Below are 14,684 nucleotides of genomic sequence, written 5' to 3'. Positions count from 1 at the left end.
GCTCCAAGAGAACCGGGGGCTTTTCCTGTCATGGCTCGAAGCGGTTGACGTGTCTTGGCATCCCTGATTGACTGCCTGCCGGATGGAATCTGGTTGCCGAAGGAGAAATGCTTCCCCTCCGGCAAACCAGATTCCCCGTTTTTCCGCACCTCTCCCAAAAAAATCTCCTATTTGCCCAAAAATTATGTTGTATTCGAAAAAACTTCGTCATATAATCGATTACAAATCATTGGGAAGGGCATCTAGGGTTCCGGTGAAGCTCTCTCTTCACGTCTGGACCGAGCGATGCCGGGCGCCATCGGCGGGCGTCACACCGTAAGGACAAAAGCCTTTTGCGGCAAGTTCCCATGCGGGATTGTCGCAGAGGGCTTTTTGTTTATCCCGCTAAAGAATCAAAGAAGAGGGAGGGACTGACGATGGTCGCCATCCGGGTGGAAAGATTGGAAAAAACCTATCGCATCAAAAAGAGATTGCCGGGATTCTTCGGTGCCGTGAAGTCGCTGTTTTGGTCGGAAACGGAGGAAAAAACGGCGGTACGCGGCGTTTCGTTCGAGGTGGAACGCGGAGAATCGCTGGCGTTTCTGGGGCCGAACGGAGCCGGCAAATCGACGACGATCAAGATGCTCACCGGCATTTTGCACCCTTCGGCGGGTCATGCGGAAGTGCTGGGAATGGTTCCGTGGAAAGAACGGAAGCGGATGGCGTTCCGTATCGGGGCAGTGTTCGGTCAGAAATCACAGCTGTGGTACCATCTTCCTCCGGCTGACACGTTTGAGCTGATGGCCAGCATCTATGACATCCCGAAGGGCGACTTCTTGAATCGACGGAAATGGCTGGTCGATCTCTTCGAGCTGGAACCGTATCTTCACACGCCGGTGCGGAAGCTGTCACTCGGCGAACGAATGCGCTGCGAGATGGCGTCGGTTCTCCTCCACCGTCCCGACATTCTGTTTCTCGACGAACCGACCATCGGGATGGACGTGGTGGTCAAAAACAAAATCCGTCAGATGATCCGGGAATTGAACCGGAAAGAGGGCGTCACGGTCTTCCTCACGTCTCATGACGCGGGGGACGTGGAGGAGCTGTGCCAACGGGCCATCATCATCAACCACGGGGAACTGGTGGTGGACACGTCGGTCAGCCGGCTCAAGCGGGACGTCTTGAAGCACAAGATCGTCAATCTCAAACTGGGCACGGAACCGGGTGATTTGGACATCCCCGGAACGGTGGAACTGAAACGCAAAGGAACCGGGATCAAATTGAAAGTGGATGTGCAGACAACTTCGGTGGAACAGGTGATCGGACAATTGCTCGGCAGCTACCCGGTCGTGGACATCACCGTGGAAGATCCGTCGATGGAAGAAGTGATCACCGCCATCTACGAATCGGAAAGGAGGGCCGGCCTTGAACGCATGGCAGCGTCCGATGCGATCGGGCATTAAATATGCCGCGGTGTTCCGCATCTCTCTGAAAAACCAGCTGGCGTACGTGCCCGACTTCCTGATCCGGACCCTGTTTCTGCTGGTCATTTTGTTCGTGTTCACCCAATTGTGGTCGGTCACCTTCCGGATGTCGGGCGGGCCGTTGATCGAAGGGTATTCGCTGGCCACCATGATCTGGTATCTGACGGTGAGCGAATCGATCATCATGTCGTACCCGTACCTGGCCCAAAAAGTGGAACAGGAAGTGAAAAGCGGACAGGTGGCCGTGCAACTTCTTCGTCCGTTGGATTACACGGGAAATCACTTCGCCGGATACGTGTCCGAATTTTTTCTGAGGCACATCGTCTGTCTGTTCGTCGGCGGCTCGCTCACGTTTTTGATGTTCGGTCCTCCCCCGGTGACCCCCAAGCGCGCGGGCCTGTTCCTTTTGTTTCTCCTGACGGCGTTGGTCATCCAATTCTGCTTGCTCATGAGTCTTGCCCTGCTCGCTTTCTGGCTGGAAGAAACGCGCGGGATGGAAATGATTTACAGCCGACTGGTCATGACCATCGGGGGGATGATGCTCCCGCTGGAGATTTTTCCGGATTGGCTGGAGCCGATCCTCCGGTGGTTGCCGTTCCAGGCGGTCATGTACCTGCCGGCGCGCATTCTGCTGACGGAGACCCCGGCGGATTGGCCGATGTTGTGGCTCGGTCAGTTGGGATGGGCAGCGGCGGCTTTCCTGCTGCTCCGGTTCGTCTACCGGTTGGGGGTGAAGAAACTTGATGTCAACGGCGGGTAACATGCTCCGGTTCATCGGAGCCTGCATCAAAGCCAACTGGAAAGGGGCCATGGAGTTTCGTGCTGGCTTTCTGGCACAGGTCTTCTTCATGTTGCTGAACAACGGTACGTGGATCGTCTTCTGGTGGCTTTTCTTCGACCGGTTCAACGTGGTGGCCGGCTGGACGATGAACGACATCCTCCAGCTGTGGGCGTTCGCCGCGGGAGCCTTCGGATGGATCAATGTCTTGTTCGGAAACTGTTTTCGGCTGGCCGGCATGATCGCCGGAGGCGAACTGGACGTGTACCTCGGCATGCCCAAGCCCGTGTTGCTCCATGCCATGCTCAGCCGGACCATATTGTCCGCGTACGGGGATCTTCTCTTCGCCGTGGCGATGTTTTTCCTCGGCGGAGGCAGTCTCGCGAAGTTTCCTTTGTTTCTCCTCGGCGTGTTCCTGGGCGGATGGATCCTGGTCAGCTTGATGGTGATGGTCCAGAGCCTGGCCTTCTGGATCGGGAACGCGGAAGGTCTCAGCCTTCAATTCGGGAACGCTCTGCTCACTTTCACCACGTATCCCACGGATATCTTCCACGGAGTGACCCGGGTCATGTTGTTCACCGTCCTGCCCGCGGGATTCATCAGCATCATGCCCATTCGCCTGATCCGTGAGTTCAGCTGGGAATTTCTCCCGATGGCCTGCGGAGTGACGATTCTCTTCGTCGTCCTGAGCGTTTGGGTGTTTCACCGGGGACTGAAAAGATATGAATCGGGCAACCAGGTGGGAGTGCGGATGTGACCGTCAACGGAACGCGAACGATACACACCCAAAAATACCAAACATTCATATTCCCGGCCCGTCGCGTTAAAGCAAAAGCGGAAACCGAATCGGTTTCCGCTTTTTTACACCCATTTCCATCTATATAAATATACACCCCTCACTGCAAGCGCTTTCACAAAGGAATCGAGCCGGCAATCCTTATGAATCAAGCATTCATCACAACTTCCAAATCAAGGCAAACTTTGCATACTCTCCTCAAAAAATGAATAAAAATGCATTTTTCTCTTGATGCAAAAAAAATATTCATGTTATTCTTGTGTAAAATGCCCTGAAAATCAGCGACTCAATCCGAATATTCCCGTCCGGTTCGTTCGTCAAACGGGTTCGGGAACGGAAACAGGAGGCAAGCATATCGGAGGTGAAAGAGGCATGGGTCTCAAACCGGAAAAAAAGGCCGACCCGGGCCGTTTTCAACATTTGACTGCCGAAGAGCACGACAGCTGCGGCATCGTCGCGGTAATCGAAAAGGACGGAATTCCCAAACGGGACAACGTGATGGATGCCGTGAACGCGCTGGACAAAATGGCCCACCGCTCCGGCTTCATGCACGGCGAAGGGGACGGTTCCGGCGTATTGACCGACATCCCCCGCGATCTGTGGGCCAAAAAACTGGCCGGTGCGGGCCTGAATCCGCAACTGGCGTTTGATTCCCGGTTTGCCGTGATGCACGCATTTCTTCCCAAGGAAGACGGACTCAAACCGGAAGCGATGTGTGAGAACATCATCCGCAAACTTTCCGGCCGGGGATTGTCCCTCCTGACCGGGCAACTGAACCATGTGGATTCCTCGGCGTTGGGACCGGTCGGCCGGGCACAGGAGCCCCATTTCTGGCAGGCGGCATTTCTCGCCGATTCGGCGGAAGGGCTCTCGTCTCTCCTGTTTGAGCTCACCCTGGAAATCGAACGGGAAATGCCCGTGCAGGTCGCCTCTTTCAGCCCGCATTCGGCGATTTACAAACTGTTGGCCGCCGCGGACAGGATCCCCGCTTACTACCGGGATTTGTCCGATCCCGATTTCCGGACTTCCGTCACCATCGGTCACAACCGCTATTCCACCAATACATTGACCCACATTTTCCGCGTCCAGCCTTTCTCCCTGCTCGGTCACAACGGAGAGATCAACACGATCGCCAAATTGCGCGACGAAGCGACCATGCTCGGCGTGGAACTGCCGGAAGGAGGCAGTGACTCCCAGGATCTCAACCGGTTCCTGGAAACGTTGATCCACCGTCACGGGTTCAGCCTGCTGGAAGCGATCGAAATGGCATTCCCGCCGATTTTGGGCGAAATCGTTCACTTGCCGGATGAGCTGCAGGATCTGTACATGTACTTCCGCCAGGCATGGGGTCCTTTCGCACAGGGACCGGCCGGCATTGTCTCCCGACATGCGGATGAGTGCGCGTTCAGCGTGGACGCTCTGGGACTGAGGCCGCTTTGGATGTTGCAAACGGACCGGGCCCTGTATTTCTCCTCGGAACAGGGAATCGTGCCGGCTTCCGCGCAGACGGCGGATCCGAAGCCGCTCGCCCCGGGTGAAACGGTCGGTGTCCTTCTGTCCCCGGAAGTGCGCGTACTCACCCATCACGAAGTGCAGCAAACGGTGCTTGAGCGGGTGAAAAAGAGGTCCGACTTCGGCACTTGGCGAACCCATCTGATCGCTCCCGCTCCGGAAATCCGGTCGGCGGAAGACATTCCTCAGGCCTCGGAACCGGCATTTTCCGGATTCGGCTGGGATCGCGAACAGATTCAGATGGTGGAACAGATGGCCTCCACGGGAGCCGATCCGATCCGTTCGCTGGGACACGACGCTCCGCTGGCCGCTTTGGCAAAAGTGCGGCAAAACGTGGCCGATTTTCTGAAAGAAAGCGTGGCCGTCGTGACCAACCCGGCGATCGACAGGGAGCGCGAGATGGAACACTTTTCCACCCGCACCGTGATCGGCCCCCGGCCGACGGTCGGCGGATTCCGCCCGGACGGGGCGCTTCGCCTGGAACTCCCCTCCCCGATTCTCGTCGAGGGAAGCTTCGGCGCCTCCGTCGCCGCCGAACGCAGAACGCTGCCGATGGAGGATCTGGTCGCGCGGTTTGCCAAACGGGACGAAACCGTCCGGCTTTCCCTCTCTTGGCAACAAGGTACCGGCATCCGTCACCGGCTCACTGAGCTGGCTTCCGCGGCCGTCCGGGCCGTTCGGGCCGGAAAACGGCTGATCATCCTGGATGACAGTGAATGCCTGGACGGAACCGGCCTGTTCCTGGATCCGCATCTGGCCGTTTCGGCCGTTGACAAGGCACTCAAATCGGCCAGCGCCGACGACGGAGTCAATCTGCGCCGCAGCTGCTCCATCCTGCTCCGCTCGGGGGCCATGCGCAACCTGCACGATGTGGCGGTGGCCATCGGGTTGGGGGCGGACGCGGTTTCTCCCTGGCTCATGTTCTCCGCCATCCGCGAGAAAGGGGAGCAGGCTGCCCTCCACCTGTACGACGCGATCAACAAAGGGTTGGAAAAAATCATTTCCACGATCGGCATTCACGAGCTGCGCGGATATGCCCGGCTGTTCTCCTCCATCGGCCTCGCCCCGCAACTGGCCGAAGTTTTGGACGTGGTGAACTGGTGCGGCTCGGACAAAGCCGGGCTCACCTTTGAAACCCTGGAGCGGGACGCCGAAGCACGCGCCGCCGACTTCCGGTCGGAGAAAGCGAAATCGGCCCGACTGTACCATTTGTGGCCGCGGATCTGGAAAGCGATCGGGCAATTGGCCGACGGATCCATCCGTTACGAGGAATTCGCGGAGAAACTGGAGACGCTGGAGAAGGAAAATCCGCTCAGCATCCGGCACACCGCCGACCTCAAAGACATGGGGGACACCGGCATCGATCCCGCACGGGTGGACATCGGCGTGGGAGATCATTCCCTGCCGTTCGTGATCAGTTCGATGTCATTCGGATCCCAAAGCGAAGTGGCGTTCCGGGCCTATGCCGAAGCGGCCGACCGGTTGAACATGATCAGCCTGAACGGGGAAGGCGGGGAGCCCAAGGACATGCTGGGCAAATACCCGCGTACCCGCGGTCACCAGATCGCTTCCGGACGCTTCGGGGTCAACGTGGAGTTGGCCAACTCGGCCAACTGGCTGGAGATCAAAATCGGTCAGGGCGCCAAACCCGGTGAAGGCGGACACCTTCCCGGCAAAAAAGTGTCCGCCAAAGTGGCCGCCGCGCGGAATGCCACGCCGGGCAGCGACCTGATCTCCCCGTCCAACAACCATGACATCTACTCCATCGAAGACCTGGCTCAGATCATCACCGAGCTGAAAACGGTCAACCGGAAAGCCAAAGTGATCGTGAAAGTACCCGTCGTCCCCAACATCGGCACGATCGCCGTCGGCATTGCCAAAGCGGGAGCGGATGTCATCACCCTCAGCGGTTTCGACGGAGGAACCGGCGCGGCGCGCATTCACGCACTCCAGCATGTCGGTCTGCCCGCGGAAATCGGGGTGAAGGCCGCACACAACGCCCTGCTGGAAGCCGGCATCCGCCACACCGTGGAGCTGTGGGCGGACGGGGGCGTGCGCAGCGCGCTGGATGCCGTGAAGTTGATGCTTCTGGGAGCCAACCGGATCGGCTTTGGAACGCTCGCCATGTTGGCCATCGGATGCACCACTTGCCGGGGATGTCATCTGGACACCTGTCACGTGGGCATCGCCACGCAGATCGAAACCGTGGAAGAAGCGGAGGAACACGGTCTCCGGCGATTTGTCCCCCGCGAGTTCGACCGCTCGGTGAACAACCTGATGCGCCTGTTCACCGCCTTCGGCGAAGAGGTGAAACGCCTGACCGCCCGGCTCGGCTTCACCCGCACGCAGGATCTGGTCGGCCGCTCCGATCTCCTGGTGCAGGTGCGGGAGCTCGATCGTCTGGACCTGTCGGATCTGCTTGCCGTCCGGAACACGGTTTCCCTGCCGGTCCACGCCGAACGGGTGCAGACCGAAGAAAAAGCGGCGGTCCTCACCGGAGCCCTGACGGTGGCGGGCGGAATGGGACACGGCGGGGTCCATTCCGGCATCAACAGCGTCCACCGCGTGTTGCTGGGCGATCTGTCCGGCGACCGGGTGGGAGGACGCTTCAACGGCGGCTACCGCCATCTGCCCGAGTGGCGTTACACGTTCACGGACGGATCCGTGCCCGGAAACGGATTTGCCGCTTTCAATGCCGACGGAATCGTGGCAACCGTACTCGGCGGGGCACAGGACGGGGTCGGAAAGACGGCGTTCGGCGGCAGGGTTTCCGTGCTGAAAGTGAAAAACCGTCACGGCGTGTTGATCAACGGTTCCGTGGGCAAAGGGTTTTGCTACGGCGCCCAGAAGGGCCTGTTCATGGTACAGGGCGACGCGGATTCCCGGGCCGGGATCCGGCTCTCGGGCGCGGATCTGGTGTTCGGCGGAGAGATCCGCGAACCGCTGCGCGACGACCTGGGCATGATCGCCTCCCGCGCCAACATCAAAGGATTTGCCTTCGAATACATGACGGATGGACGCGCGGTCGTCCTGGGCGATCCCGGACCGTGGATCTGCTCCGGGATGACCGGCGGAAGGGTGTACCTGCGGCTCGTCCCCGAAATGGGACTGAACGAGGGAGCCCTCATGCGCCGGATCGCCAAAGCGGCCAAGGTTCTTCTGGAGCCGCTGGATGACCGGGGCGTCGCGGACATCCACGAACTGCTCGGCGCTTACGTTCAGGAATTGCTCCGCTCCGGACAGACGGAAACGGCGGAAAAGGTGAAAACGCTGCTTCTTGAGCCGGACCGTCACTTCATTCAAGTCATCCCGAAAAAGCAACAGGCCGATCCTTCGATTTCGACGGAGTGACCGGCTTCCCCCGACATTCCCCTCCCATGTGGAGGGGGATTTTTTCTCGGGCATCGAACCGCACGTTTTTCCGAAATTCCCCTTTTCTTCCGATTCCATCTTTTTTAATTAGATCATGCTGAGAAAAAATAAAATACATCATTCGGCAGGAATGCACAAATAAATGAAGAATACTTTAAAACCCGACAATACCAGCAAAAAAGGAAGGGAGTCAGAATGTTCAAAAGTCGAACTCCCCAATTCAGAAACAGCCAGAAGCAGATCATCGACGGCAGCATCGCGACACTGGAAACCGTTCGTCTGGGTGAAGTGGATCAGACCATCATGATCCGCGGGATGGACGTGAGCCAACCGATTCTGCTGTTTCTGCACGGCGGACCCGGCTGGGCCCAGATCGGTTTTGCCCGTCATTTTCAGGCCGAACTGGAGAAACACTTCATCGTCGTCAACTGGGATCAAAGGGGATCCGGAAAATCCCGGAGCAAGGAGATCTCCGCTTCGAGCATGACCGTCGAACAGATGGTGAAAGACACCAAAGAACTGATCGAATACCTGCTCAAACGGTTCGGAAAGAAAAAACTGTTTTTGGCCGGACATTCCTGGGGCAGCGTGATCGGCTCGTTGGTGGCAAGCAAATATCCGGAGCTTTTGCATGCCTACATCGCCATCGGACAGTTCACCGATGTCGAACGAGCCCATTCCATTACATACCGCCACCTGTTGATTTACACCGTTCAGGCCCGCAAACGGAGAGCGCAGAAGGAATTGGAAGAAATCGGATATCCCCCGTACAAAGACTGGAAGAGACTGTCCGTTCACATGAAGTGGCTCATGCGTTTCGGAGGCTTCATCCGATCGGGAGGGTTTTTCCGGCGTTTTCTGAAAGGATTGGTCTCACCGGAATACACCTTGATGGACTGGTTGAAGTATTTGAAAGGCATGCATTTCTCCCGGGACTGCTTGTGCCCCGAAGTCTGGGACTTCAACATTTTTCACCAGGTCCCCGAACTGAAAGTTCCCGCGTACTTCTGCGTGGGCCGCTACGATTTCCTTTCGCAGCATGAGCTTCAACAACAATACGTGGAGCGGTTGAACGCCCCGCACAAGGAATTGGTCTGGTTCGAAAAGTCCGCGCACTGTCCTCATTTCGAGGAGCCGGCGGCGTTCCTGATCGTCTGCCTGCGTGCCAAGGAAGCGTCCATCATCCCCAAACGACAAAGTCTGCTGCAATTGAAAGCATAAAGAAAAGGCGCCTGTATCGAGCGCCTTCATTCATTCTGACGGGCCGTTTTCCCCTCCAGCCATTTCCGGATCCTCTCCGCTTTTTCCGTTCTCCCCAACCTGCGATAGGCCTCTGCCTCATGGGCCAAATCCATCACCGGCAGTCTCATCCCCCTCCAATTCACCCATCTGCGCACCTGTTTCACATCCACCGGGTCCTCCCATTTCCCGTCCGGCATCCGTTTGCTGACATCCCCCATGATTTCGACTTGCACTCCCAGGATCTCAAACGCGCCGAAATGGGAACAAATCCGCTCCGTGGATGAAAAGGTGACCGGACGGACGATTCGGTCCGAAAACAGGGACGCGAGCGCATACGCTCCATCCCGATCCGTCTGCAGATCGAGATCGGATGGGATGACGGGCATTCCTTGCAGGGCCATTCCGGTCGAACCGGTGACGGCCCAAACGATCGACGTGTGTTCCAACTTCGAGCCAATCTCTTTCAACACCGGTTCCATGGCAATCAAACGATCGTGAATCATTTGCATGAACCTCCCGCAGCCGCCGATCGGGAGTTCCATCCGACTCCCACGGGTTCAGGCGGCGCATTTGCCAACCTTCGCTGAACCATGGTACGATAAAAAAGAATCCATTTTTTCACACCAAGGAATGGGAGTTGATCGCTGTGAAGCAGGACAGCCTGCATCGGACGGAGGATCTTCTCCTGCCGGTCCGCAAGCCTTCTCCCTGTTCCATCTGCGGAAATGAAGCCTTTTACGTGGACATCAGCTTTGAATCTCCCATCTGCTCGGCAGACTGTGCCAAACAGATGTGGAAAATATACGTGGACACCCAGGTTTCAAGAAAATACAGGATCGCAGATGCCCTGAAAAAGACCGGATGCTGACGGCGGCTCCATCCTGCCAATACCGCCCGGGAACCTCGGTACACGTTCCCTTCTCGCTTGCGAGCGGAACGTGTACCGTTTTTTTCAGTCCCTCCCCTCAGGCTGCTTCACCGGAGGAAACGGACCGATGGTGGCCTTTTTCAACGTCATCGATTCATTGAACTCCGTCTTTTGTTCAATAAAGCGATATTCCGGCTTGAGCGTTCCGGTTTTCCGGTCCACCGGCATGGCGATGAGGGCTTCCTTGTACGTGTCCACCACCACCATCGGCTCATCCCCTTCGATCATGAGAAATTCCCTCTGGTTGGCCGCATTCACGTAGCCGCTGGCCCGGCTGACGGAAATGACCAGGACGATGAACAGCAAGATTCCGAAAAACCATTGCTTTCGGGAAAACAAAACCAACAGGCATGCGGTCAGGAGCGCGTACACGACAAAAATGCCCAGCAGGAACGTCCAGGACAGATGAATCTTGAAATCGTTCCGGAGAGCGATGATCATTCCCGCCGAAAAAGGCAACAAAACGGGCAGGGTCCAATGACTGACCCGTTTCAACATCGGAACCTGCTCAAACATCAAAATCAAAAACAGCACCAACACAATGGAGGATGCGGCCAGAATGACCGCGTTGATGGTGACGTCCGCGTAGAGCGAAGGGAGGCCGTAGTATTCCTTGTAGGCCAATTCGGACTGATAAGCCCCGAAATACCCCAGCCCGGTGATTCCTCCGAACAGCACCCCTTCCGCCCATCCCAATGCCGGCACAAGCCGTTTCATCGGTCTTTCGGGTGCCGGGGCCGCTTGATACGGCAATCGCTTCTCCGCTTCCGCCACGGACTCACGCGTCCTTTCCATCATCTCTGTCTGACCGTTACCCATGATGCACATCAACGCTCCTCTCTCCGAGATGTCACGCACCGATGATGCCGGAGCGACGAAATGAACCCGTCTCTTCCGCACATGAAGCCGGTGTTCACCGAATACTCCGAAAACTGAGGAGTCCGAAACGGTTTCGTCCACGGTTCCGCTCCCGCGGAATTTCCTTCAACCCCATCGACCGTCCAACCACCGATTCCATGAAATGAAAGGACCCCCGGCGAACGCGGGGGCGTGGAAACGGCCTTCGGATCATGGCAAAGGATGAACCCGGTCTCCGGTCTTTCGGCCGGTCTTCCGGGAAGCCGGCATTCAACCCTTGCAAATTATGACATTCTCCCGTCAGAATCCCCAATAAGCCCGGAACATGTTGGTCGTGGGACCTTCGGGGTAAATGACAAACAACAGCAAGTACACCATGACCCCCGTCAGCGCGGTGACAAACCAGACACCCGACGCCCACGGTCCGAGCTTCTTGTGAGCCTCAAATTGCTCCTTGCGGGCCAGATACAGCATCCGGAGCACCAGAATGGGGGAAAGAATGGTCAAGAAGATGTGGAACGTCAAAAATGCCGTGTAATAGGGCTTGACGGATTCCGGGCCTCCGAAAGCCGTATTGCCGACAAAGACCGTCCGGGCCATGTAAATGGCAAAGAAGAGAGCGGCCAAGATCACGGATGCGATCATCAGTTTCCGGTGAGCTTCACGGTTCCCCCGCCGGATCATGATCCACCCCACAGCCATGCAGACCGCGCTGGTGAACGTGCAGGAAGTGCTGATCAGCGCCAAAGTGCTTCCTTCCACGAAAGTTCCTCCCCCGAGTTTTTCCTGAATGTTTCCCGAATAGCGGAAAATGCCCCCTGACAGAGTGGTCAGAGGGCAACGAAACATGTTACATCAGGATGATGCCCACTGCGGAGACCACGGCGATGACAATCCCGAGCACCATGAATGCGGTGATAAAGCCGCTTCCTTTCCGGTCCAGGTGCATGAACACGAACAGTTGCAAAAGCACCTGAATCGCGGCCAAGATCAGCATCAGAGGCAGCACGAGATGCTCGGCCACCACGTCCGTGGCCACCAGGTAGAAAGCCGCGGCGGTCAGTACGATCATGACCACAAAGGAGATCACGTGCTTTGTGGCAGTCTCCGGCTTGTGGGATGCGGGTTTGCCCGCGGTGTCATGATGGTTGGCCACCTGTCAGCCCACCTTTCCGAGAAGATACACCAGAGTGAAGATGAACACCCAAACCACGTCGATGAAGTGCCAATACAGGCTGGCGACGAAGAGCTTCGGTGCCATCTCGAGGGTGATGCCACGACGGACCGTCTGGAAGATGAGCGTGGAAATCCAGACAATCCCGAACGTGACGTGAGCACCGTGGGTACCCACCAGCGCGTAGAAGGAAGATCCGAACGCGCTGCTCATGAAAGTATGCCCCAGATGGACATAGTGAATGAACTCGTAAATCTCCAGAACCAGGAAGCCCAAGCCCAGCAACACCGTCACGACGAGCCAGAACACGGTCTGCTTTTTCTGCAGACGGTTCATGGCAACCATGGCCAAAACGCTGGTCAAGCTGCTGGTCAGAAGCAGGGCCGTGGCGAGCGCCACCAGCTTCATGTCGAACAGTTCCTGACCGGTCGGGCCGCCCATCGTCTGATGGCGCAGCGCCAGGTAGCTCCCGAACAGGCAGGCGAACAGAACGGTTTCGGCTCCGAGGAAGAGCCAGAAACCGAGAACCTTGTTTTTCCCGTCCAGTGTCGCCGTTTCATTGTGACCACCAGGGGTCAGCTTGACATCATGCGCTGCCATTAAGACTTAACCCCCTTTTCCGTCCGCTCGATCTCCTCAACCGGGATGTAATAGCCGGGATCCCGATCAAAGGATCGCATGAACATGGTGATGAACACCATCACCAATCCCAGGATCGCCATCGAGAAGTCCCCGCGGGCGATGAATCCGAAACCGGCGACAAAGAAACCGATCGCCATCAGAATCGGAATGTGGGAATTGGACGGCATGTGAATCGGTGCCAACGGCTCGGCAGGCTGCATTTCCTTGTTGCCCGCTTCTTTTTCCAGCCAGAAGGCGTCATATCCGCGAACCTTGGGCAGCTGCGCGAAGTTGTACGGAGCCGGCGGCGAAGCGCAAGCCCACTCCAGCGTCCGGCCGTTCCACGGGTCGGACGAAGCCTGCACGCCTTTTTTGAACGTCTTGACAACGTTGAACATGAACGCCAGCGTACCGATGACCATTCCGAACACGCCGATGGTGCTGATCAAGTTCAGCGTTTCCAGGTTGACCCCCGACTGATAGGTGAACACACGCCGCGGCATTCCGAAAAGCCCCAGGAAGTGCTGCGGGAAGAAAGTCAGGTGGAACCCGATGAAGAAGAACCAGAAATGGATTTTGCCCAGTTTTTCATCCAGCAATTTGCCGAACATTTTCGGCCACCAGTAGTAGGAACCGGCGAACAGCGCCATCACCGTGCCCCCGATGAGCACATAGTGGAAGTGGGCGACGACGAAGTAGCTGTCCTGGAACTGGAAGTCAGCCGGCGGCAGAGCCAGCATGACACCGGTCATTCCGCCCATCACGAAGGTGGGGATGAATCCCACGGCAAAGAGCATGGCGGTGGTGAAGCGCAGTTCTCCGCCCCACATCGTAAACAGCCAGTTGAACACTTTCACACCGGTCGGAACGGCAATCGACATCGTGGCAACCGCGAACACCGAGTTTGCGACCGGACCCAGACCCACGGTGAACATGTGGTGCACCCACACCATGAAGCCGAGGAACCCGATCACCGTGGTGGCGATCACCATGGATTCGTAACCGAACAGGCGCTTTTTGGAGAAGGTGCTGATCACTTCGGACATGATTCCGAACGCCGGAAGAATCACGATGTACACTTCCGGGTGACCGAAGATCCAGAACAAGTGCTGCCAGAGGACGGCGCTTCCGCCCATCGCGTGATCAAAGAAGTTCGCGCCGAACAGGCGGTCGAACATCAGAAGGAGCAGGCCCACGGTCAAGGCCGGGAAAGCGAACAGAATCAGACCGGAGGTCACGAACGTCGTCCAGGTGAACATCGGCATGCGCAGGAAGGTCATTCCGGGCGTGCGCATGTTGACGATGGTGACCATGAAGTTCAGGGCACCGATCAGGGTACCGATCCCGGAAATCTGGAGACCCAACACATAATAATCGATCCCCGGTCCCGGGCTGTATTCATTCAGCGCCAGCTGCGTGTAGGAGGTCCAGCCGGCATCCGGCGCACCGCCGAAGATCCAGCTCAGGTTCAGCAGCAATCCACCGGCGGTGAACAGCCAGAACCCGAGTGCGTTCAGAAACGGGAACGCAACGTCGCGGGCACCGATCTGCAGCGGAATCACGACGTTCATCAGACCGAAGATCATCGGCATCGCGGCCAGGAAGATCATCGTGGTTCCGTGCATGGTGATCAGTTCGTTGAACGTGTCCCCCACGAACAGATCATTGTGCGGAACGATCAGCTGAAGCCGAATGAGCAATGCTTCGATCCCGCCGATAATGAAGAAGACGAAACCGGACAAAAAGTACAGAATCCCAATCTTCTTATGGTCCACCGTGGTGAGCCAGTCCCACACCGTGCTGTTTTTGACCCGCTCCAGGAAGGTCCGGTTATAGCCACCGTTGAAGATGGCGATCAAAAACAGAGCCAGTACGACCAGCACGATCAGCGTCCCCATGGTGTTCCCTCCTTTTCGACATCATGTGCTAGTTTCGTATGG

The 14,684-nt window shown here is 57.3% G+C and carries 12 protein-coding genes; 6 read left to right on the top strand and 6 right to left on the bottom strand.

Features of this window, described 5'->3' with window-relative positions; all coding sequences use genetic code 11:
- Positions 1–416: 416 nt before the first annotated feature.
- From EG886_RS01860 to EG886_RS01840, 5 genes are all read left to right on the top strand, one after another.
- The gene (locus tag EG886_RS01860) at positions 417–1,442 is read left to right on the top strand and encodes an ABC transporter ATP-binding protein (protein WP_124726542.1); all 1,026 of its coding nucleotides are present in this window, start codon (positions 417–419) and stop codon (positions 1,440–1,442) included.
- On the top strand, positions 1,405–2,223 hold the full coding sequence (locus EG886_RS01855; RefSeq protein WP_124726541.1) for an ABC transporter permease: 819 nt from the start codon (positions 1,405–1,407) through the stop codon (positions 2,221–2,223). Before EG886_RS01860 ends, EG886_RS01855 begins: the two co-directional genes overlap by 38 nt.
- On the top strand, positions 2,207–2,998 hold the full coding sequence (locus tag EG886_RS01850) for an ABC transporter permease (protein ID WP_124726540.1): 792 nt from the start codon (positions 2,207–2,209) through the stop codon (positions 2,996–2,998). The genes EG886_RS01855 and EG886_RS01850 overlap by 17 nt, the downstream gene beginning before the upstream one ends.
- Positions 2,999–3,409: 411 nt before the next feature.
- On the top strand, positions 3,410–7,900 hold the full coding sequence (locus tag EG886_RS01845; protein ID WP_124726539.1) for a glutamate synthase-related protein: 4,491 nt from the start codon (positions 3,410–3,412) through the stop codon (positions 7,898–7,900).
- Positions 7,901–8,116: 216 nt separating this feature from the next.
- The gene (locus EG886_RS01840; RefSeq protein ID WP_124726538.1) at positions 8,117–9,142 is read left to right on the top strand and encodes an alpha/beta fold hydrolase; all 1,026 of its coding nucleotides are present in this window, start codon (positions 8,117–8,119) and stop codon (positions 9,140–9,142) included.
- Positions 9,143–9,168: 26 nt separating this feature from the next.
- On the opposite strand, the gene EG886_RS01835 is transcribed toward EG886_RS01840, so the two are convergent.
- Complete coding sequence (locus tag EG886_RS01835; protein WP_206425329.1) at positions 9,169–9,666, bottom strand: nucleotidyltransferase domain-containing protein; 498 nt, start codon at positions 9,664–9,666, stop codon at positions 9,169–9,171.
- A 143-nt stretch (positions 9,667–9,809) separates the two neighbouring features.
- Here EG886_RS01835 and EG886_RS01830 point away from each other — a divergent pair, with 143 nt between their 5' ends.
- Positions 9,810–10,031 carry a hypothetical protein gene (locus EG886_RS01830; protein ID WP_124726537.1) on the top strand — a complete coding sequence of 74 codons (222 nt, stop codon included), beginning with the start codon at positions 9,810–9,812 and terminating at the stop codon, positions 10,029–10,031.
- Between the two features lie 84 nt (positions 10,032–10,115).
- On the opposite strand, the gene EG886_RS01825 is transcribed toward EG886_RS01830, so the two are convergent.
- From EG886_RS01825 to ctaD, 5 genes are all read right to left on the bottom strand, one after another.
- The gene (locus EG886_RS01825; RefSeq protein WP_124726536.1) at positions 10,116–10,919 is read right to left on the bottom strand and encodes a hypothetical protein; all 804 of its coding nucleotides are present in this window, start codon (positions 10,917–10,919) and stop codon (positions 10,116–10,118) included.
- Positions 10,920–11,249: 330 nt separating this feature from the next.
- Entirely contained in the window at positions 11,250–11,711 is a 462-nt protein-coding gene (locus tag EG886_RS01820; RefSeq protein WP_241154343.1) for a DUF420 domain-containing protein, read from the bottom strand.
- An 88-nt stretch (positions 11,712–11,799) separates the two neighbouring features.
- On the bottom strand, positions 11,800–12,105 hold the full coding sequence (locus EG886_RS01815; RefSeq protein ID WP_124726534.1) for a cytochrome C oxidase subunit IV family protein: 306 nt from the start codon (positions 12,103–12,105) through the stop codon (positions 11,800–11,802).
- 3 nt (positions 12,106–12,108) lie between these two features.
- Positions 12,109–12,723: a cytochrome c oxidase subunit 3 gene (locus EG886_RS01810; RefSeq protein WP_124726533.1), complete on the bottom strand. Its 615-nt coding sequence runs from the start codon at positions 12,721–12,723 to the stop codon at positions 12,109–12,111.
- Complete coding sequence (gene ctaD / locus EG886_RS01805) at positions 12,723–14,642, bottom strand: cytochrome c oxidase subunit I (RefSeq protein ID WP_124726532.1); 1,920 nt, start codon at positions 14,640–14,642, stop codon at positions 12,723–12,725. Before ctaD ends, EG886_RS01810 begins: the two co-directional genes overlap by 1 nt.
- Positions 14,643–14,684 lie beyond the last annotated feature (42 nt).

It is taken from the genome of Staphylospora marina (assembly GCF_003856495.1).
Taxonomy (GTDB): domain Bacteria; phylum Bacillota; class Bacilli; order Thermoactinomycetales; family Thermoactinomycetaceae; genus Staphylospora; species Staphylospora marina.
Note: the sequence above shows the minus strand (reverse complement) of the source record. Positions and strands in the feature narration are given on the sequence as shown.

Bases quoted from the DNA above. Each gene is read 5' to 3' on its own strand.
- ctaD (WP_124726532.1), bottom strand. From the start codon at position 14,642: ATGGGGACGCTGATCGTGCTGGTCGTACTGGCTCTGTTTTTGATCGCC.
- EG886_RS01835 (WP_206425329.1), bottom strand. From the start codon at position 9,666: ATGATTCACGATCGTTTGATTGCCATGGAACCGGTGTTGAAAGAGATT.
- EG886_RS01840 (WP_124726538.1), top strand. From the start codon at position 8,117: ATGTTCAAAAGTCGAACTCCCCAATTCAGAAACAGCCAGAAGCAGATC.
- EG886_RS01810 (WP_124726533.1), bottom strand. From the start codon at position 12,723: ATGGCAGCGCATGATGTCAAGCTGACCCCTGGTGGTCACAATGAAACG.
- EG886_RS01825 (WP_124726536.1), bottom strand. From the start codon at position 10,919: ATGTGCATCATGGGTAACGGTCAGACAGAGATGATGGAAAGGACGCGT.
- EG886_RS01845 (WP_124726539.1), top strand. From the start codon at position 3,410: ATGGGTCTCAAACCGGAAAAAAAGGCCGACCCGGGCCGTTTTCAACAT.
- EG886_RS01850 (WP_124726540.1), top strand. From the start codon at position 2,207: ATGTCAACGGCGGGTAACATGCTCCGGTTCATCGGAGCCTGCATCAAA.
- EG886_RS01860 (WP_124726542.1), top strand. From the start codon at position 417: ATGGTCGCCATCCGGGTGGAAAGATTGGAAAAAACCTATCGCATCAAA.